Below are 18,251 nucleotides of genomic sequence, written 5' to 3' on the forward strand. Positions count from 1 at the left end.
GCTTCTCTTTAGGTGTACTTATATTTTTTTTGGTTCGTTTTATATGTCTTTAACGATATTCTTAACAAATTCCAGAAAACTGCTTTTCACTTTTTCCGTCGTTTCAATTACCTCTTCATGCGACAAAGGCTGATCCAGAATGCCTGCGGCCATATTGGTAAGGCATGAGATCCCGAGCACCTTCATATCACTATGCCTTGCTACGATAACTTCCGGAACTGTCGACATACCAACTGCATCCCCGCCAAGGATCCTTGCCATTTTCACTTCTGCCGGTGTCTCATAGGTCGGTCCTGTATTTCCGATATAGACACCTTCTTTAATATCCAATCCTAGTGAAGCTGCTATTTTTTTTGCTTGCGCCCGAAGGTCTTTATTATAAGCCTCCGACATATCAGGGAATCTAGGGCCGAAACGCTCTTCATTAGGACCAATCAATGGGTTTGCCCCCATTAAATTAATATGATCTGTAATGAGCATCAAGTCGCCTGGTTCATAGCTTTCATTAACGCTTCCGGCAGCATTCGTTACAATTAGCTGCTCAACACCAAGAAGTTTCATTACACGTACAGGAAAAGTGACCTTCTCCATGGAGTAACCCTCATAAAAGTGGAAACGTCCTTGCATCGCTACAACTTTTTTGCCACTTAAATGACCAATGACAAGTTGTCCAGCGTGTCCTTCAACAGTCGATACCGGGAATTCCGGAATTTCGTGGTATGGAATCGTTATGGGATTTTCAATTTCATCCGCCAATACTCCAAGTCCGGAACCAAGGATCAGGCCTATCTCCGGAGTGCCTTCAATTTTACTTTTTATAAATGACGCAGCAGTCTCTATTTTATTAAACATCTATTTAATCTCCCCTAAATTTAGATCGCCCAATATATTTTTCCCGAAGGCAGGCATTTTCACATCAAAATTAGCAGCGACCGTCGCCCCAATATCAGCAAATGTATCTCTTATCGGGAGTTCGGCACCTTCTGTAAATCGTTTGGAATAGACTAATAATGGTACATATTCACGTGTGTGATCGGTTCCTTCATGGACCGGATCATTCCCGTGATCTGCAGTGATGATCAATAAATCATCCTCTTTCAGTTTATCAAGGACTTCCGGCATCCTAGCATCGAATTCTTCCAATGCCTTACCGTATCCCTCGGGATCGCGACGGTGACCGTATAAAGCATCGAAGTCGACCAGATTAAGGAAACTTAACCCTTTGAAATCCTGTTCTACCGTTTGGATTAATTTATCCATTCCATCCATATTGGATACGGTCCTTAATGATTCAGTGACGCCTTCCCCATCAAAGATATCCGAAATCTTCCCGATTGCGAGCACATCATATCCAGAATCTTTCAATTCATCCATTACTGTCCGGTTAAAAGGCTTCAATGCATAATCATGACGGTTTGGCGTTCTTTTGAAGTTGCCTGGCTCACCTGTGAAAGGTCTGGCAATCACGCGTCCAACCTTGAACTCATCAGCCATTGTTACTTCACGGGCAATTTCACAAATCTTGTATAATTCGTCTATCGGGACGATATCTTCATGTGCAGCAATTTGTAATACGGAATCAGCTGATGTATAAACGATCAGCGCACCCGTTTTCATATGTTCCTCGCCAAGTCTTTCAATGATTTCCGTGCCGCTTGCCGGGACGTTCCCAATAATTCCCCGACCCATCTTTGCCTCGAGTTCATTGACTAATAATTCCGGAAAACCATCTGGAAATACACGGAATGGAGTCGATATATTCAATCCCATGATTTCCCAATGTCCAGTCATCGTATCTTTTCCTGTAGAGGCTTCCTTCATTTTCGTATAGTATGCGAGAGGTTGCTGAGCTTTATCAATTCCCTTGATTTCACGGATATTGCCTAAACCCAATTTTGCGAGGGTCGGCATGTTCAATCCATTCATTTTTTCTGCGATATGGCCGAGTGTATCCGCCCCTTTATCACCGAATAAATCAGCATCAGGTGCTTCGCCAATTCCAACTGAATCCATAACTATTACAAATATTCGTTTAAATGCTGAATTCCCTTTCATGAGTCATTCCTCCTAAAATAGTAAATCACTTTTTATACCCTCTATAATACCCTTATTCTGCTCAGTTACTCTTCATTTAAATGAAATCGCGAGAACGTCAGAAGTCTGACCTCTCTACATTGTAAACGATTACCATGATAGAGACAAATAATATATTTCGGAATGAATCAAAGTGCAATTAGACGTGGCAAGAATCATCGGCAGCCATTATAGCAGGAAAGTCCACAATGAAAAAAGGCTACTCCTTCAACTGCCTCGCAGTTAAATTCACAACCTCTCTATCATTCTACTATTCTTTTAAGCTCGCGGATGGAATTTTGAATATACATCCTTGATCCGTACGTTCGTAATATGTGTATAAATTTGAGTTGTCGAAATATCCGCATGACCAAGCATTTCTTGGACGGCACGTAAATCAGCCCCATTCATCAATAGATGTGTCGCGAAAGAATGTCTTAGTGTATGCGGTGTTATTTCTTTTTCTATTTGTGCCGATTTTACAAGTTTTTTTAGAATCTTCCAAAATCCCTGCCTTGTCAGCCTGTTTCCATGATGATTCAAAAAAAGTGAATCTGTCCTGTGCTTAGGGCTAGCCATTTTCCCCCGGGAACTTTCCATATAATGTTGAATCGCACCCAATGCAGTTTGTCCAATCGGAATGATCCTCTCTTTATTCCCTTTCCCTACACAACGGACAAAACCCATCGATGCATGGACATCACTCATATCCATGGATATCAACTCACTGACACGCATACCCGTCGCATACATCAGTTCTAGCATCGCCTTATCGCGTAAACCGAATTCATCCATTTTCTTCGGTGCTTCCAATAGTGCTTCAACCTCTTCCATGCTTAATACCTTTGGAAGGCTTCGTTCCGGTTTTGGCGTTTCTATATGTATGGACGGATCCTGATCGGTTACTTTTTCCCTTAGAAGAAATTGATGAAAAGACCGAATGGAGGCTATATGACGTGCCACCGTCTTTGATGATTTCCCTTGATCCTTCAAATGCACGAGAAAATGCAGGATGTTAACCCGGCGTGAATCATTCCATTCGTCAATGGTTTCAACATCTTTCAGATAGCTCCAATATGATCTTAAGTCACGCTCATACGAGACGAGCGTGTTCTTGGCAAGTCCTTTTTCGATGGTTAAAAAATGAATGAAATCCCTAATTTGATTCTCCATATCCATTACTCCCCGTTTAAATAAAACAACATTAAGCGTTCAAGCCATGCATCTTCACCCGTATCAACAGCCTTCGATACTTTTACAGCCATGCCTTTCGGTTCATCATAACGATGATAACTTTGATATTCCTGATTTAACCATACCATTCCTATATAAAAAAGAACAGTAAAGCTAACAAAGAGAACCATCACTTTAGCCGTGTGCAAAACAAGCGATAATGATGTTTTCATCATCTTTCCCCTCCCATTCGATCCTTTGTATCAATCTATGCCCAACAGGACAAGTTTTATACGTGTTTCGGAAAGGAGAAAACAAAAACAGCTCTTACTTGAGAAAATAGGCTTTTAAAATGCAGAAAACCTTCTCCATTAAATGGAAAAGGTCCAACTTCATTCACCTTAATTTTCTTCTTTGTCATGACATCGATGACAAATGCCATGAAAGGTTAATCTATGGTCTTTTATCTTGAAGTTCCAGTCGCGTTCCACAATGTCTTCTACGTCTTCAAGTAGGTCTTCCTGGATCTCATCTACCGCACCACATTCCACACAAACAAGATGATGATGGAAATGCGCAGCTCCTTCTTGTCTTAAATCATAACGGGAAACCCCGTCTCCAAAGTTAATTTTATCTACTATCTTCAATTCAGTCAGCAACTCTAGCGTACGGTAAACTGTTGCCAATCCTATTTCCGGCGACTTTTCTTTGACAAGGAGGTAAACGTCTTCTGCGCTTAAATGATCCTCTTCATGCTCAAGTAAAACGCGGACGGTCGCTTCTCGCTGAGGCGTTAATTTGTAGCTGGACGAGTGTAACTGCTTTTTTATCCTATCAATTCTGTTTTCTATTTCCATACCTAATATTCCCTCCCGCGCCGCTATCCTATCCATTATATCAAAAGAGGGAAAACTGTCAAAATAGATTTCTTGTTAATGATAAAAAAATTTCCACGAACGGTAAATTTTCATCAATGACCCAATAAACTTACGACATTTTTCATTAAAGAAGGGGATAGGTACGCTTCAAATGCAGCAGCTGTAATCAAAAATAACCCCGACAAAACCAATGAGAAAATATACCGTGAAATTATCGGCTTCAGCGGTTCACGAACCTGCTTAAGGAAAATCCGGCTGATCATTTTCATTGATAGCGAGACGGCAAGGACGGTTATTACGATGAATATCGGGACGATGAATATATTTTGGGGCAGAATAGCGACAAACGATAATAAGAACCCGCTCCACCCCATTTGATTGACTAAAAAGCCGACTGTGAATCCAACAACCATCCCTTTTATAAATAACAAAACTAGGATGACAGGCAAACCGATGACCGATATTCCGAGAATCCAGATGACCCCAATATACTTTATATTATGCATAATACTTTGGCTGAACATATCATGCGAAGATGCAAATTCACCTTTGGATACTTGTCCGAAAAATTGCGATAAATAATAGAACAAGTCTTCCTTTTGGGTAAAGCTCAAACTATTCACCAATATTGCCCCAAAAATGACACCCATCAAAAAAAGCACAGTGATAAAGACATATAATGAGGAATGTTCGTTAATATGTTTCATTACGGCATTTTGTACGACAGATTTTTTTTTCATCTTTCATCCTCCCAACTCCGCTTACTAGAATCTATGTTTTCACTCTCTCGTTTATGCTAAGAAAACTTACCCATCAGCCGAACACCTTGAACCTAATTCATGTTATAATTTTCCATACTGATGATATGGAGGCAGGATATGAAAGCTATATTAATGGATTTCCCCGAAAAAATTGAAACCCCACGATTATTTCTAAGACCTTGCCAGCCTGGCGATGGCCTGGACGTTCACGAAGCCATTGTCCATTCTAAACCTGAATTGAAACAGTGGCTGCCGTTTGCCCATCAAGATGTTTCTTTGGAAACTTCTGAACAGAACGTCCTTAAGTCCTTTGCGGACTTTATTTTAAAAGAGGATATTAGACTCCATATTTATAGGAAAGAAGACGATCAATTCATCGGTTCCACTGGTCTGCACCGAATTAACTGGGATATTCCTAAATTCGAAATTGGCTATTGGATTGATACGAGATACAGTAAACTAGGCTACATAACGGAGGCAGTGGAAAAGTTAACTAAATTTGCCTTTTACCATTATGGCGCAAAACGAGTCGAAATCCGCTGTGACCCTAATAATATTGCCAGCAAAAGTATTCCCGAGAAGCTGGGGTATACCCTTGAAGGAATTTTGCGTAATGACTGCCTTAGTGCAGACGGCAAGGAAGTACGGGACACCTCCATTTATGCAAAAACAACAAACTAAAAAAGCCCTGACAGATCTCATCTGTCAGGGCTTTTTTTCAGGTTAATTCCTTTTTGACCTTTCCGTACTTTCCTCCGCCCCCCACTTCAAAAGAAAGCGTTCCTTTTCTGGCAGAATCGATGTAGACCGCCAATTTTTCAGGAACGATTTCCATGAGCTGTTCAAGCGTAACTTCATGAAGGATATTCATCTCTGTTCCAAATGCCACCAGCAGTTTTTCCATGGATTTAGGTCCGAGTCCTGGAATGAAATCGAGTGGTACTTGATGGATATATGGCGGCCTTTCCCTTCCGTATCTTCCTTCTATCTCGGAAATGGAGAGTTCTTCGATCCTGGACGATACCCCTTTAATAATGGATTTATTACCACATTCGGGACATTGTTCACTTTCCCTCAATACCTGATGTAAACACCCTGAACATACGGTTTGATGATACTTTCCCAATAAGGGGTTCAATCCATAATTAACGGTCACCTTACGATTCCCTTTTTCTTTAAGGGCTTTTGCCAGCTCATTGAAACTTGGTTCTTCAAGCAGGACTTTTTGATATTCACGAGCGATTTTCCCAAGCGAATGCGCATCGGAATTTGTCACGAATACATAGGAGTCCAACTCCTCGATATCCTTGACCATTTCTGTATCTGAACTTAAACCAAGTTCGATGGCATCAATTAGCTTCGGATCGAATACTTCTGTCAGACTGGATCGCACCCCTTTTCCATACAAGCTTTTAAATGGGGTGAAAACATGTGCCGGGATAAATAGGCCGCCCAGTGACTTCACGATCTTTTGCAGCGTTCTTCCATCACAATAAATCCTTTGGGAGCTCAAGGTGATATTTTTAACATGTCTGCTCATCCATGAGGAGAATTCTTTCATCGCTTTTAAAGTGGGAAAATAGGCGAGGACATGGATAGGTCCATTACAATTCTGATCATAAATTTCAATCTCCGAGCCTGGAATGATGGTTGTATTCTTGTATTGAAGTCCGCCTTCAATCTTTTCCGTAATTTCGCCAACCAGAATCCCCGCTTCGATCTCTTCGATAACTTCAGGAGAATGGCAATCGATTATCCCGATTAGATCAAGACCCTTCCTTTCACTTGCCACTTGCAGCACATTGCTGAAGGTTAACGTTTTAGCACCTGTTATTTTCACGGCCCTTCCGCTTCTCGTTCTGCCTATATGGATATGAAGGTCAGCGTAAAACTCCTTCATTTATGATGTCATCGCCTTTTTCAACTGCAGATACTGAACTGCATATGCCGTTTTGGCATCCTGGATCTTCCCTTCATCCATGTAAGTTTGAGCTTCCTCCAACGTGAGTTCAAGCATCTCAACAAATTCATCTTCATCCAGTGGGGCCGCGTTTTCTTTCTTTTTCAAATTGTGGGCCACATACAGGTGGACCAATTCATCGGCGAAACCTGGGGATGTATAGAAGGATATGATATGCTCCATTTTTTCACATTCATAACCTGTCTCCTCTTCTAGCTCCCGTTCAGCAGACAGAACCGGTTCTTCGCCTTTTTCCAGCTTTCCTGCAGGAATTTCCACCAAGCTTCTCTCCAGCGCTTTACGGTACTGTTCAACCATAATGATTTTATTTTCTGCCGTGAGAGCTATGATGGCAACCGCTCCCGGATGTTTGATTATTTCACGTTTACCCGTTTTCCCATCAGGAAGCTCTACATCATCCACTTGCAGGCTGATTACCTTTCCTGTGAAGATTTTTTCCGAAGACAGCGTTTTTTCTTCAAATTTTTTCATCCTGACCACTCCTCTGTTCTAATTGCAGCATGATTCCTCATACATTTTACCATAATAGAGATGGAGGGCGATTTAATGAAAGTTTACGTATTGGAAAAAAGCGTTACTTTATCCGGAAAGAGTTGGGAAATTCTTCAAAAACTAAAACAATTACAAAATCAATATGTCTATATCAATGATTGGATTGCCGACATACACGATCAGGTGCCATCCACTCCTTTAAAACGGATCAAGTGAATTCTTTGAGTGAAATGGATTTCTCCTTTACAATGAATGTAAAGGGAGTGGATAACATGAAAAAACGCAGACTAGGAAATTCAGACTTGCTAGTTTCTGAAATCGGGCTCGGATGCATGTCATTGGGGACTGTTGAAAATCAGGCATCCGAAATCATACAGGCCGCTTTAGATGAAGGAATCAATTATTTTGATACTGCTGACTTATATGATTTCGGTATGAATGAAGAAATCGTCGGAAAGAATTTAAAATCTGTCCGCGATAAGGTATACATAGCCACCAAGGTCGGAAACCGCTGGAATGAAAGTAAAGATGCCTGGAGCTGGGATCCATCCGGCGCTTATATTAAAACGGCAGTAAAAGATAGCTTAAAAAGATTGGGGACTGATTATATTGATCTTTATCAGTTACATGGCGGCACCATTTCAGACAATATCGGAGAAACGGTAGAAGCATTTGAAGATTTGAAAAAAGAAGGCTATATCCGATATTATGGAATTTCCTCGATTCGTCCGAATGTAATCAAGGAATTTACTGAAAAGTCGGAGCTCGATTCCGTGATGATGCAGTTTAATCTACTTGACCGCCGCCCAGAAGAGTGGATGCCCCTTTTGGGCAACAAACAGATCAGCATCATCGCCCGTGGCCCCCTTGCCAAAGGGCTGCTCAGTGAAAAAATGCTTGAAAAGGCAAATGAGGATGGATACCTTGATTATAGCTATCACGAACTTAAAGATTTGCTTCCGCAAATAAAGGACAAACTTTCTGATAGGAAGTTGAATGAAACGGCACTTCAATATGTATTGTCCCATCCTAGCGTTGCTACAGTTGTACCAGGAGCAAGCTCAGTACAGCAGCTCCGTGAGAACTGCCAGGCCGCTAACAGCCCTTCACTGTCCAAAACCGAGTTGGATATCTTGAAGCAGTTGACCAAAGCGAACAAATATGAAAGTCACCGGGATTAAAAAGAATAGAACATAACTGAATAATGTCAGGACGACCTTTAGGCTGCACTATCTCCGTTTAACCAACGTGATAGGCAGCCTTTTTCCGTTCCATTTTTTCGCCATACTGCTTCTGTACCGCTTTCGAGTTTCCTATCATTCCAATCCCTCTCCAAACCAATTTTGATTGATAACTTCATACAAATGTTTTTTCAACTTTTTCATTGGACAATCTAAAGTTAATGTTGTACAATTCAGTTGTGCACAATTCAAAAATAAAAAGGTAAGGGAGAATAAATGATGACAAAAACATTATTTACAACGTCTGTAACAGTTGATGGCGGAAGAGAAGGAACGGCAATTTCTGCTGATGGCAACTTCACGGTTGATATTGTGATGCCTGGAACACCAAGGGCTAAACAGATGCCTGAAGCATCTAATCCGGAACAGCTTTTTGCAGCTGGATATGCTGCATGTTTTGATAGTGCTTTGCAATCAGTTGGTAAAATTGAACGCATTTCTTTCGATTCCAAAGTCACCGCAAGCGTCAGCCTATTGATGGGTGAGATGCATCAGTACAGCTTGGCTGTAACTTTGGCCGTGAAGGGATCCGGGGTCGACAAGGAGACATTCGAAACCCTTGTTCATAAAGCACATCAAATGTGCCCTTATTCAAAAGCAATCAACGGCAATGTTGACGTCGCATTTGAAATAGATGTAGATTAACGACCTTCTTCGTGAATATCCGACAAAAAGACGCTTGGGCTTACCAAGCGTCTCAAACTGTAGACAAACTCGAAGAAAAGCGAGTTTGCCTGCAGTTTTTTATTTGAAAAAGTTGCAGTTGATTTCAGCTGAGACAGGCATGTTCTATTGTCGGTCTACAGTTTTTTTAGGGTTATTCGTGTTCTATCTAAAAGAAAAACAAAGTTGATTGGAATGGAAGGTACGAGACTCCTGCGGGAAAAGCGCGTCCAGGGGAGACCCCGCAGGCGCAAAGGCGCCGAGGAGGCTCCCGGACCGCCCGCGGAAAGCGAGTGCCTGGAGTGGAAATCATTTCACAAACCCTCTTACGGAAATCCCCTTTCCACCGATTGTCTGCCAAGCCTCATCAAAGCAAGCGCCTTTGATGTCTCGGCTAGCCAGTTATTCGGCAGGAGTGTCGCAAATAATAAATCACGGAATATAACCAAGTCTGGGTTTAATGATTTGGTTATAATTACTTCAAACTGAGACTGACATGCTATTGTCGGTCTACAGTTTTTTTAGGGTTGGTTATTCGTGTTCTATCTAAAAGAAAAACAAAGTTGATTGGACTGGAAGGTACGAGACTCCTGCGGGAAAAGCACGTCCAGGGGAGACCCCGCAGGCGCAAAGGCGCCGAGGAGGCTCCCGGACCGCCCGCGGAAAGCGAGTGCCTTGAGTTAATCATTTCACAAACCCTCTTTCCTTTCAGAAATCCCCTTTCCGCCGACTGTCTGCCAAGCCTCATCAAAGCAAGCGCCTTTGATGTCTCGGCTAGCCAGTTATTCGGCAGGAATGTCGCAAATTTCTTCAATCCAACAAGGTCATTTCATATAGAAAGGTAAAAATTCTGAAGGATAACCAAGTCTTCTTTTATAGTCATGGTTCGGGGTACAGACCATTCAAAATCTCCTTTTGTCGACAAAAAGACGCTTGGGGTTACCAAGCGTCTTTTCTTTGCTAAAATTCCTGTAATGTTTTCAATAGTTGGATCAGTGAAGCCTTTAAATCCTCAACAACCTTCTTATCCTCACCCGACATAGCTGAAATGCGATCGGGAATGAAACAGGCCTCTTCCTGTAATCCAAGTCCCTTTTCCGTCAACTTAATCATGACAGACCGTTCATCTTCAGTCGAACGTTCACGAACAATCAAGCCATTCTGCTCCATTCGTTTCAACATGGGGGTAAGCGTTCCTGAGTCGAGGGCAAGGAGCTCCCCTAGTTTTTTTACTGTAAGTGTATCCTGTTCCCATAATAGAAGAAGAACAAGATATTGAGGATATGTCACTTCGAGTTTATCAAGGAGCGGTTTATATTTCTTCGTCATTTCCCTTGAACTTGCATAAAGCAGGAAACATAATTGGTCTTCCAGTACTTTTTCTATTTTACTTTGCATCATATCACCAGCTAATAGTAGTCCATCCGATATGAAAGCATATCGAACTTATCTTTAATATAATCGTTATACTTTATAAAATAAAGGAATATCAGCAAGGAATGGTCTTCCTGAACAGAAAAAGGGAGCCAGCCCTCTTAAAACTTAAACTGCTCCCTATTCTTCATTTATAGTTCTTCCAGTTCAGATTGCTTTCACCCAATAGCTCTTCGAATGATTTATTCTTCTCCCGCCGCTTTCTTTCTTCGCGTTTTTTTTCTTCTTCCGCTGCCCTTTTTTCTTGTTCAGCCTCATTAAGTTCCTTTTGCTTTTGACGAAGCTGGGACATGATATCTTGATTGATCATATCACCAAGTTTCAATGAAGATGAATCTTTATCTTGGCTTTTGCTTTGATTTTGATTTCGCTGCTGTTTCTTTTTCATCCTTAAAACCCCCTGGCCATTTATGAAATTATTATATCACGACTGCCGTTTTCCTCGTCATGGTTTTCAAACAGTGTTTTCCCATTTCCCTCATGGTAAAATAAAGAAAATCAACCGAGGAGGACCTTTCATGAAGAAATGGTGGTTTACACTGGCTGGAATCCTATCGTATATTATCGGCGTCGGCATTTATTTTTCCAATCGGATCATGTACATGAAAAAGAAGGAAGATGATTTTATCCAGAATCGTGAAATCATGGCTAAACGCCTGATCACGGAGGATTTTGATAATCTGCCTAAAACGGAAATTTGGGTATCGTCTCCATCCGGATATTCCTTGAAATGCTTGTTTATCGAACCGCATGATACCAATAAGTGGGTGGTCATTTCTCATGGTGTGACGGAGAACAAAGTCAATTCGATTAAGTACATGAATATTTTTCTTAAGCGGGGCTTCAATGCAATCATTTATGACCACCGCCGGCATGGGGATTCCGGTGGCAAGACGAGCAGTTATGGACATTATGAAAAATTCGACCTGAAGGCCGTAATCGATGAATTGAAAAGACGTAAAGGTCCCGACCTTCATATTGGCATTCATGGAGAATCCATGGGGGCCGTAACCCTGCTTTTATATGCCGGAATGCTTGAAGATGGTGCTGATTTTTACATTGCCGACTGTCCATTTTCGAATTTCGAGGATCAGATCAAACACCAGCTTAAGCATGTAGTCCCACTTCCCTCTTGGACCGTGTTTCCGCTTGGGCGTACGTTCATCAAACTCCGTGATGGATATTGGACCAATGAAGTGTCCCCAATCGATTATATGAAAAATATCCTAAACCCCGTGCTCTTCATCCATAGTGAAAATGACAGTTTCATTCCCGCTTCCATGACAGCGGAATTATATGCAGCAAAAGAGGGCCCAAAGCAGCTGTACATCGCTAAAAAAGGGGCCCACGCTCAATCTTATAATGAAAATCCAAAAGAATATGAAGATCAAATCGATCAGTTTCTAAAACTTGTCTGAGAAGAAAAGAGAGAGGGTATCCCAGATTCCCTCTTTGGCTTCATTTAGATTTTATTAAAATAGCTCATCCTCGGATTTAAGATTTGATTCGGACTTTTTAACTGAAAGCTGTTCGCTTCCGGAACAAAGTCTATTTTCATGACTTCATCAAGAAAAATCATTTTTGATTTCTCCACATATAGAGGAATTCCGTTTGTTTCCACTTTTTCGGCACCTTCTTCAGGTTCGTTGACCCACCATAGCGCCGTCACACCACTTACCACGCAGCCACAGCCATCAGTATCATATTTCAACTGTAAATATCCTTCTTGTCCCTGTACCTTATCGGCTATTTTCTCAGCCGCTGTTTCCGTCCATTCAATATACATGATTGCACGCCTCCCGATGTCTTTGCATTCCCCCATTATAAACGATAAAAACGCTTCTGTTAAAGAAACTGCTTCCTTTTGCAAGATCAGCCCATACGAATATCACATTCTTCATGGACTGTGCTAACAAATGCTGATTCTCTTATGTCACGTGATTCCTCCTTCACGATGTCGTTTCGAAAATGAAAGGCTGTTCCTTGGGAACAGCCCTTCCGCCCATCATTCCATTATCCTTACATCCGCTATATCGGAAAGCCTGATATAGTGAGCCTGATCAAACCGATCAACGATGTGAAGCTTTTGGTTAAGCTCATTATAATAATGGATCCTGCCGATTAACAGCTGATACCGGTTTCCTTCATAATGAGCAATCGTGACATCCTTTCTTTCCTCCATCGCTTCCCCCATTACCGCATTCATTTCTTCCAGTTGCTGCTCATCCAGGATGCGCTTCGTTTCATAGCCATCTTCCACCACCCAATCCCGAAGCATCTTCACATGCTCCGGCAACATCATCGATGTCCATTTGATACGGCCGCGATCACGAATCATTCTTTTTTCCCTCCCTTCAAAGTCACCCTTACGCCTTATGCCCACCAAGCAGCCTGCTTCGGTAAACGGCTGTACCCGCTTCCGTATATGAAACTGCACGTAATAACGATTTGGCTCCATATTTATGGCGGATTCGATCAACCGTGTAACTCAATTCCCGCTTCTTCCAGCGCGAAGCATCAAATAAAGTCAGCTGCATTTCGTTATCATCCACAATATTCGAGAGTCTGACCTCTATGCTCCGAACCGTTTTTTGCTTATAGTTCTCATGAAAAAGCTCCAGGCACACTTTATATAACTCCATCGTAATGTTGGTCGATTCGCTAATCGAACGCGAACGATGGAAACCTCCGCCAAACTCATCCTTGCTGTAACCAATGCTTAGGCTCACCGTCCTTCCTGCCTTACGATGGGTGCGTGCCCTTCTTCCAACTTCTTCGCAAATTTCCAGCATGACCTGCTTTACCTCATGCTCCTCCTTATAATCCCGCAGCAGGATTTGACTTTTGCCGAAGCTGACCTGCCCTTCGATGATCGCTGCCCCCATATCAGATAAATCTATTCCCCACGCATGGTGGTAAAGCTGATTGCCCATAATTCCAAACTTCTCTTCAAGTAATTCAAGATCATAATTGGCAAGCTGCCCAACCGTAAATATTCCCATTCCATGAAGGGTTTTTTCTACGCGCCTGCCGATCCCCCACATTTCACGAAGCGGGGAAATCGGCCAAAGTTTGCTTGGCACATCCTCATACTTCCATTCGGCAATCCCTTTATGTTTGGCTTCCAAATCAAGGCAAAGTTTTGCCATAAGCATGTTCGGTCCAATTCCAATGGCACAGGGGAGCTGTAATTCCCGTTCGATTTCATCTTTTATCTTTTCAGCTATCATCCGGGCATCTCCCCATAAAGAAGCGGCACCATCGACTTTCACAAAACTTTCGTCCACACTATATACGTGAATCGCTTCTTTGGGCACATAACGGTTGAACAAGCGGGTGATTTCCGTCGAGACCCTTAAATAGGTCGCCATTTTAGGTTCAACGACCACAATCCTTGGATCATTCGGAATCTCAAACATCCGCGAACCTGTCTTGATGCCAAATTCCTTCTTCATCTTTGGAGAAGCCGCAAGCACAATGCTCCCTGTCCTCTTCAAATCACCAACCACCGCCAGATAACAATCAAGCGGGTCCAGACCAAGCATGACCGCTGAACAGCTTGCATAAAAACTTTTCATATCGATACACATAATTGATTGTTTCGGCATCGTCCCATAATCCATCATTTCTTCACCCTAACAAGAATATACGTTCGCTTTTATTATATTCATAACTTTAACCGAATATACGTTCTTATTCAATGGAAGTTTTCATACAAATTTCTACTTTTTATCGTAATTCCCTTGAAAAATATAATAAATACTAAAAATGGGTATAATACCAAATTTATACTATAATTCCAAATAGTTTTTTTGGAAAAGAATCAATTGGTAGCTTGAATAATTCTTAATGAGTCCTTATGCTTAGTTTTTTTAATTTTTTTCACCATTTTCAACAGGCTTTCGTCTACTTAAACTTTAGTCTTAATACTCATTTTTTGTAATGAAACTGTAACCAAAATTATGTCTAATTGTCATAATGGTATTGTAGGATAATATTGTTAAGAATAATAGAGAGATAGATAGAGAGGAAATGAAAATTATGAAGAAATGGATCGCTTCAGCTGCTGTTGCATCTGCCATGATGCTAACCCCACTGCAAGCCTTTGCCAATATTGGAGACCAAACCCTCAGACCCGGAATGACACATAGTGATGTCAAACAACTACAACAACTTTTAAAAACCAAAGGTTATTTCACATATTCAGGTTCACTGACTACATATTACGGCACCTATTCTGTATCCGCAGTAAAAAAATTCCAAAAAGCTAAAGGGTTAACTGCCGATGGAATTGCCGGCCGTGGCACATTTAATGCGCTTGGTGTTTATAAGGTCAATAATACAAGCTTGATCAGCTATGCAAAGACGTTAATAGGCAAACCCTACAAATGGGGCGGAACAACACCAACTGGATTCGACTGCTCAGGCTTCGTCTATTACGTATTCCAGAAATCACAAGGAATTACCTTACCGCGTACAACATCCTTGCTATATTCCAATACAGGATTAAAAGTATCTTCACCAGCTAAAGGTGATCTTGTATTCTTTGATACTTCTTCTGGAAGAACAGGAGTATCCCATGTTGGGATTTATATCGGAAATGGTCAATTCATTAGTGCTACGTCTTCTAAAGGAATAACCATCACGGATATGGATAATTCTTATTGGAAACCAAAATACTTAGGTGCGAAAACTTTATAAAATCCAGGACATGAGCTCATCCTTGTGAGCGAAATCCCATAAAAAAAGCGGACTGAATTCATAATGATTCAGTCCGCTTTTTTTGATTTATTTTATAAATAATATTTCATCCGTTAAATCCTCTACAGTCACCATAAATGATGAATCCAAGTTGGAACGATTCATCATTTCGATATTATAAACATGCTCTGAGGGTAAATGGACGACATCGAGAACCATGAATCGCTGACTATCCGCTTTGCTGACATGATCGAGGGCAGCAGTGACCGCCCTTTGTTCGGCTAAGCTTTTTTCATCCGTCAAAACAAGAATCAATTCCGCTTCCGCTTTCCCAGGAAATGATTTTTTCACCCCGCCCCGATGCCATGGTTTCACTTTCATCCCGATCTCCAGGTCAGAGAAATCGAGGTCATTACCATGTTGATCTTGAATATATGTATTATTGGTCACCTTATAGTACGTCCCTTTAATCAAAATCCTTTTATCGTCAAGATCCGTAATGAAACCTTCTTCCCCCTTATCTATGGCTTCACGCATTTTCCAATCAGAGGATTGACAGCTAGCCAGAATAAAGGCAACAATTATATATATAAAAAGGTTTACAATCATCTTCATGAAAATCCCTCCTAAGAAATAGACGGATTCCCTATGAAATAGTTACCAATTTATTCAGAATAAAACTTCCGTTATTTCATAAAAAAGGGGAATGTCATCGACATTCCCCTTTGCCTATTATAGATCATCTTTCGCCTTTTTGAAACTAGCCTACTTTTTAAAAAATGCTTTTTTCCCTAATTTTTCGGTGATCTTTGGGAACATGTTATACCATTTCCCAGCTAAATTCATCCAGCCAGGGAGATTGATTTCCCTCTTATTGGTCAGCATCGCCGCTACGATTTTTGTAGCGACATCTCCAGGCTTAAGCATGAATTTTTCAACGTTCTTTAAGTATGTACCTGATTCATCTGCAATGTTAAAGAAATTCGTTTCTATGGGGCCAGGATTGACGGTGGTCACAAAAACATGATCTTCCATCAGCTCGAGCCGAAGTGCGTTTGAATATCCAAGAACTGCGAACTTGGTCGAAGAGTACAATGTTGATTTAGGAGTGGCGATTTTACCGGCCTGTGAAGCGATATTGATGATATGTCCCGATTTTCTCTGCTTCATATACGGAAGAACCAGTTTAGTGCAGGCCATTAATCCAATGACGTTGACAGCAAACATTGCTTTCGTTTCATTCAATTCCGTATCCTGCGCTTCTTTAAACGTGCCGAAACCAGCATTGTTAACCAACACATCCACTTCACCTATTTGCGCATGGATGTCATTAAATACATTTGTCACCTGATCAGTGTCCGCAACGTCAAGCTTATAGGCATATGCATCAATCCCATATTGGGTGATCAGTTCATTCTTTAGCAGCAATAATTTATCCATGCTTCTGGCCAAGAGGACGAGACGGCCTCCCTGCTTTGCACTTTGGATGGCAACTTCCTTGCCAATCCCTCCGGAAGCACCGGTAATAACAATAACTTTGCCTTGCAACTTATTCAAAAAAGTGGCCTCCTTGCGAACATTAAGCGATTGAATACAGAATGACCCCTGATTGGATTTCTGTTTGGACTTCACCCAAGTCTTCTAAATAGTCCAGCTGACCGACCGTTTCCGAAAGTGTCAGGCCCACTTCCTGAAGGTATACTTTCGGAAACAGCTGCTGACACACTTCAAAGGCCGATAAAGGCTTATCTTGAAGCATGCTTTTCACCTGCATGGCACGGTTATGCTGCCGCTCGAATCTATATTGAATCAAGTCGGCAACCGCATCTCCTTCCACTTCAGATCCATGTCCGGAGTAAACAGTGGATATGGAAAAATCCAATAATTTCTGAAGTGATGCATTATATTGCAGTAACGGACGAGGCCTCATCCCTCCGGGAAGTAAAGGTGGTTCCATTAATGGATTAGGTGAAATCTTGGCAAGCAAGTGATCGCCAGCGATCATGACCCCGTCACTTTCCCGGTAAAAGGATAAATGGCTTTGCGCATGACCTGGAGTCTCAATCACTTTCCAGCCTGGAAGACCAGGAAGCTCATCTCCCTCAGCCAAATATCCATGCAGCTCCCGTTCACTAAGGAAACTGATTTCGTCGCGGTTATGGATCAGTTTATTTTTCAGCTCTTCTGCCACTCCGAACTTTTTGGCATAATCAAGGAAAAAACGATTATGGGTTTCAAGGAAATCATCACTAATAGTCAGCCAGCGCTGATTATTTTTGTGTCCATAAACCGGGATTTCCTTTTCAAAGAAATCGAGTGCACCAGCATGATCAGGATGATGATGGGTTAAAATGATTTGTTCGATATCAGTCAGTTTCAGACCCAAATCCCCAAGTCCGTTAGTCAAGGCTTCCTTTGATCGTTTTGTTTTCACTCCGGTATCGATTAACGTTAAAGCATCCCCTTTAACTACATAAACATTCACATCACCCACTGCAAACGGTGTGGGCAAAGCAATTTTTGCAATATCTCCATTCCAATTCGCCATAATCTTTTCCACCTTAGAAAATTATATTTATATAAATCTTTTTATACACTAAACAGGATTCTAAGTATACTTATCATGTATAATTACCATTTTACATGTATTTTTAATTACTGTCATTATTTTCACATAATTCATGTCTATTTTTTATCGTTCGTGCATATATTATCATTGACAGAGTACTGATATATCCTTCATAATCACAAGTAATTAAAGACGGCGTGGCTTTGATTAAGGCCAAGTAAATTATTGATGGCGTAAAGAGAGTGAAGCTCGGAATGTGCTGAAAGGCTTCATCGCCCCCTCATT

At 41.4% G+C, this 18,251-nt stretch carries 22 protein-coding genes; 6 read left to right on the top strand and 16 right to left on the bottom strand.

Translation table 11 applies throughout. The annotated features are described in order from the left end of the window. Positions 1-39: 39 nt before the first annotated feature. From NYE63_RS18475 to spoIIM, 6 genes are all read right to left on the bottom strand, one after another. Positions 40-852, bottom strand: coding sequence for a purine-nucleoside phosphorylase (locus NYE63_RS18475; protein ID WP_342602215.1), 813 nt, complete (start codon positions 850-852; stop codon positions 40-42). Continuing rightward, positions 853-2,055 carry a phosphopentomutase gene (gene deoB / locus NYE63_RS18480; protein WP_063233143.1) on the bottom strand — a complete coding sequence of 401 codons (1,203 nt, stop codon included), beginning with the start codon at positions 2,053-2,055 and terminating at the stop codon, positions 853-855. Positions 2,056-2,352: 297 nt separating this feature from the next. Further along, entirely contained in the window at positions 2,353-3,246 is an 894-nt protein-coding gene (xerD, locus tag NYE63_RS18485) for a site-specific tyrosine recombinase XerD (protein WP_342602216.1), read from the bottom strand. Between the two features lie 5 nt (positions 3,247-3,251). Beyond that, a complete protein-coding gene (locus NYE63_RS18490) occupies positions 3,252-3,479 on the bottom strand; it encodes a YqzK family protein (RefSeq protein WP_342605823.1) in 228 nt (75 codons plus the stop codon). Between the two features lie 168 nt (positions 3,480-3,647). Continuing rightward, positions 3,648-4,097: a Fur family transcriptional regulator gene (locus NYE63_RS18495; RefSeq protein WP_034311309.1), complete on the bottom strand. Its 450-nt coding sequence runs from the start codon at positions 4,095-4,097 to the stop codon at positions 3,648-3,650. A gap of 119 nt (positions 4,098-4,216) precedes the next feature. Further along, positions 4,217-4,864 carry a stage II sporulation protein M gene (gene spoIIM / locus NYE63_RS18500; RefSeq protein WP_034308157.1) on the bottom strand — a complete coding sequence of 216 codons (648 nt, stop codon included), beginning with the start codon at positions 4,862-4,864 and terminating at the stop codon, positions 4,217-4,219. A gap of 138 nt (positions 4,865-5,002) precedes the next feature. Here spoIIM and NYE63_RS18505 point away from each other — a divergent pair, with 138 nt between their 5' ends. Continuing rightward, positions 5,003-5,566: a GNAT family N-acetyltransferase gene (locus NYE63_RS18505; protein WP_342602217.1), complete on the top strand. Its 564-nt coding sequence runs from the start codon at positions 5,003-5,005 to the stop codon at positions 5,564-5,566. Between the two features lie 37 nt (positions 5,567-5,603). Here the strand turns inward: NYE63_RS18505 and NYE63_RS18510 are convergent, their stop codons facing one another. Both NYE63_RS18510 and NYE63_RS18515 read right to left on the bottom strand, forming a co-directional pair. Beyond that, positions 5,604-6,785 (bottom strand): endonuclease Q family protein, encoded by a 1,182-nt coding sequence (locus tag NYE63_RS18510; protein WP_342602218.1) that lies wholly within the window; start codon positions 6,783-6,785, stop codon positions 5,604-5,606. Beyond that, positions 6,786-7,337 carry an NUDIX hydrolase gene (locus tag NYE63_RS18515; protein ID WP_305162652.1) on the bottom strand — a complete coding sequence of 184 codons (552 nt, stop codon included), beginning with the start codon at positions 7,335-7,337 and terminating at the stop codon, positions 6,786-6,788. Positions 7,338-7,412: 75 nt separating this feature from the next. On the opposite strand from NYE63_RS18515, the gene mciZ reads away from it, so the two are divergent. The 3 genes from mciZ to NYE63_RS18530 all read left to right on the top strand — a co-directional run bounded on the left by mciZ (position 7,413) and on the right by NYE63_RS18530 (position 9,244). Continuing rightward, positions 7,413-7,574 carry a Z-ring formation inhibitor MciZ gene (gene mciZ, locus NYE63_RS18520; RefSeq protein WP_207439406.1) on the top strand — a complete coding sequence of 54 codons (162 nt, stop codon included), beginning with the start codon at positions 7,413-7,415 and terminating at the stop codon, positions 7,572-7,574. Between the two features lie 56 nt (positions 7,575-7,630). Then, entirely contained in the window at positions 7,631-8,539 is a 909-nt protein-coding gene (locus NYE63_RS18525) for an aldo/keto reductase (protein ID WP_342602219.1), read from the top strand. Positions 8,540-8,818: 279 nt separating this feature from the next. Next, positions 8,819-9,244 carry an Ohr family peroxiredoxin gene (locus NYE63_RS18530; protein ID WP_342602220.1) on the top strand — a complete coding sequence of 142 codons (426 nt, stop codon included), beginning with the start codon at positions 8,819-8,821 and terminating at the stop codon, positions 9,242-9,244. Between the two features lie 978 nt (positions 9,245-10,222). On the opposite strand, the gene NYE63_RS18535 is transcribed toward NYE63_RS18530, so the two are convergent. Both NYE63_RS18535 and NYE63_RS18540 read right to left on the bottom strand, forming a co-directional pair. Then, on the bottom strand, positions 10,223-10,660 hold the full coding sequence (locus NYE63_RS18535; RefSeq protein WP_342602221.1) for a MarR family transcriptional regulator: 438 nt from the start codon (positions 10,658-10,660) through the stop codon (positions 10,223-10,225). Between the two features lie 163 nt (positions 10,661-10,823). Beyond that, positions 10,824-11,084: a YqkE family protein gene (locus NYE63_RS18540; RefSeq protein ID WP_063233136.1), complete on the bottom strand. Its 261-nt coding sequence runs from the start codon at positions 11,082-11,084 to the stop codon at positions 10,824-10,826. 130 nt (positions 11,085-11,214) lie between these two features. On the opposite strand from NYE63_RS18540, the gene NYE63_RS18545 reads away from it, so the two are divergent. Next, positions 11,215-12,114: an alpha/beta hydrolase gene (locus NYE63_RS18545; protein WP_342602222.1), complete on the top strand. Its 900-nt coding sequence runs from the start codon at positions 11,215-11,217 to the stop codon at positions 12,112-12,114. A 44-nt stretch (positions 12,115-12,158) separates the two neighbouring features. On the opposite strand, the gene NYE63_RS18550 is transcribed toward NYE63_RS18545, so the two are convergent. The 3 genes from NYE63_RS18550 to NYE63_RS18560 form a co-directional block, all read right to left on the bottom strand. After that, positions 12,159-12,482 carry an iron-sulfur cluster biosynthesis family protein gene (locus NYE63_RS18550; RefSeq protein WP_342602223.1) on the bottom strand — a complete coding sequence of 108 codons (324 nt, stop codon included), beginning with the start codon at positions 12,480-12,482 and terminating at the stop codon, positions 12,159-12,161. 219 nt (positions 12,483-12,701) lie between these two features. After that, positions 12,702-13,034 carry a YolD-like family protein gene (locus tag NYE63_RS18555; RefSeq protein WP_342602224.1) on the bottom strand — a complete coding sequence of 111 codons (333 nt, stop codon included), beginning with the start codon at positions 13,032-13,034 and terminating at the stop codon, positions 12,702-12,704. A gap of 28 nt (positions 13,035-13,062) precedes the next feature. Further along, positions 13,063-14,322 (bottom strand): UV damage repair protein UvrX, encoded by a 1,260-nt coding sequence (locus tag NYE63_RS18560; protein ID WP_342602225.1) that lies wholly within the window; start codon positions 14,320-14,322, stop codon positions 13,063-13,065. A 415-nt stretch (positions 14,323-14,737) separates the two neighbouring features. Here NYE63_RS18560 and NYE63_RS18565 point away from each other — a divergent pair, with 415 nt between their 5' ends. Continuing rightward, positions 14,738-15,397: an NlpC/P60 family protein gene (locus tag NYE63_RS18565; RefSeq protein WP_057278768.1), complete on the top strand. Its 660-nt coding sequence runs from the start codon at positions 14,738-14,740 to the stop codon at positions 15,395-15,397. A gap of 87 nt (positions 15,398-15,484) precedes the next feature. On the opposite strand, the gene NYE63_RS18570 is transcribed toward NYE63_RS18565, so the two are convergent. From NYE63_RS18570 to NYE63_RS18580, 3 genes are all read right to left on the bottom strand, one after another. Further along, positions 15,485-16,012 carry a DUF3221 domain-containing protein gene (locus NYE63_RS18570; protein ID WP_342602226.1) on the bottom strand — a complete coding sequence of 176 codons (528 nt, stop codon included), beginning with the start codon at positions 16,010-16,012 and terminating at the stop codon, positions 15,485-15,487. Positions 16,013-16,162: 150 nt separating this feature from the next. Further along, complete coding sequence (locus NYE63_RS18575) at positions 16,163-16,954, bottom strand: SDR family oxidoreductase (protein WP_342602227.1); 792 nt, start codon at positions 16,952-16,954, stop codon at positions 16,163-16,165. Between the two features lie 22 nt (positions 16,955-16,976). Continuing rightward, positions 16,977-17,945 carry an MBL fold metallo-hydrolase gene (locus NYE63_RS18580; RefSeq protein ID WP_342602228.1) on the bottom strand — a complete coding sequence of 323 codons (969 nt, stop codon included), beginning with the start codon at positions 17,943-17,945 and terminating at the stop codon, positions 16,977-16,979. Between the last annotated feature and the right edge of the window lie 306 nt (positions 17,946-18,251).

Origin of the sequence: Peribacillus sp. FSL E2-0159 (genome assembly GCF_038643155.1) — a bacterium.
GTDB classification, from domain to species: domain Bacteria; phylum Bacillota; class Bacilli; order Bacillales; family DSM-1321; genus Peribacillus; species Peribacillus simplex.

Coding starts and splice junctions, on each gene's coding strand:
- NYE63_RS18475 (WP_342602215.1), bottom strand. CDS start 852: ATGTTTAATAAAATAGAGACTGCTGCGTCATTTATAAAAAGTAAAATT.
- deoB (WP_063233143.1), bottom strand. CDS start 2,055: ATGAAAGGGAATTCAGCATTTAAACGAATATTTGTAATAGTTATGGAT.
- xerD (WP_342602216.1), bottom strand. CDS start 3,246: ATGGAGAATCAAATTAGGGATTTCATTCATTTTTTAACCATCGAAAAA.
- NYE63_RS18490 (WP_342605823.1), bottom strand. CDS start 3,479: ATGAAAACATCATTATCGCTTGTTTTGCACACGGCTAAAGTGATGGTT.
- spoIIM (WP_034308157.1), bottom strand. CDS start 4,864: ATGAAAAAAAAATCTGTCGTACAAAATGCCGTAATGAAACATATTAAC.
- NYE63_RS18505 (WP_342602217.1), top strand. CDS start 5,003: ATGAAAGCTATATTAATGGATTTCCCCGAAAAAATTGAAACCCCACGA.
- NYE63_RS18510 (WP_342602218.1), bottom strand. CDS start 6,785: ATGAAGGAGTTTTACGCTGACCTTCATATCCATATAGGCAGAACGAGA.
- NYE63_RS18515 (WP_305162652.1), bottom strand. CDS start 7,337: ATGAAAAAATTTGAAGAAAAAACGCTGTCTTCGGAAAAAATCTTCACA.
- mciZ (WP_207439406.1), top strand. CDS start 7,413: ATGAAAGTTTACGTATTGGAAAAAAGCGTTACTTTATCCGGAAAGAGT.
- NYE63_RS18525 (WP_342602219.1), top strand. CDS start 7,631: ATGAAAAAACGCAGACTAGGAAATTCAGACTTGCTAGTTTCTGAAATC.
- NYE63_RS18530 (WP_342602220.1), top strand. CDS start 8,819: ATGACAAAAACATTATTTACAACGTCTGTAACAGTTGATGGCGGAAGA.
- NYE63_RS18535 (WP_342602221.1), bottom strand. CDS start 10,660: ATGCAAAGTAAAATAGAAAAAGTACTGGAAGACCAATTATGTTTCCTG.
- NYE63_RS18540 (WP_063233136.1), bottom strand. CDS start 11,084: ATGAAAAAGAAACAGCAGCGAAATCAAAATCAAAGCAAAAGCCAAGAT.
- NYE63_RS18545 (WP_342602222.1), top strand. CDS start 11,215: ATGAAGAAATGGTGGTTTACACTGGCTGGAATCCTATCGTATATTATC.
- NYE63_RS18550 (WP_342602223.1), bottom strand. CDS start 12,482: ATGTATATTGAATGGACGGAAACAGCGGCTGAGAAAATAGCCGATAAG.
- NYE63_RS18555 (WP_342602224.1), bottom strand. CDS start 13,034: ATGATTCGTGATCGCGGCCGTATCAAATGGACATCGATGATGTTGCCG.
- NYE63_RS18560 (WP_342602225.1), bottom strand. CDS start 14,322: ATGATGGATTATGGGACGATGCCGAAACAATCAATTATGTGTATCGAT.
- NYE63_RS18565 (WP_057278768.1), top strand. CDS start 14,738: ATGAAGAAATGGATCGCTTCAGCTGCTGTTGCATCTGCCATGATGCTA.
- NYE63_RS18570 (WP_342602226.1), bottom strand. CDS start 16,012: ATGAAGATGATTGTAAACCTTTTTATATATATAATTGTTGCCTTTATT.
- NYE63_RS18580 (WP_342602228.1), bottom strand. CDS start 17,945: ATGGCGAATTGGAATGGAGATATTGCAAAAATTGCTTTGCCCACACCG.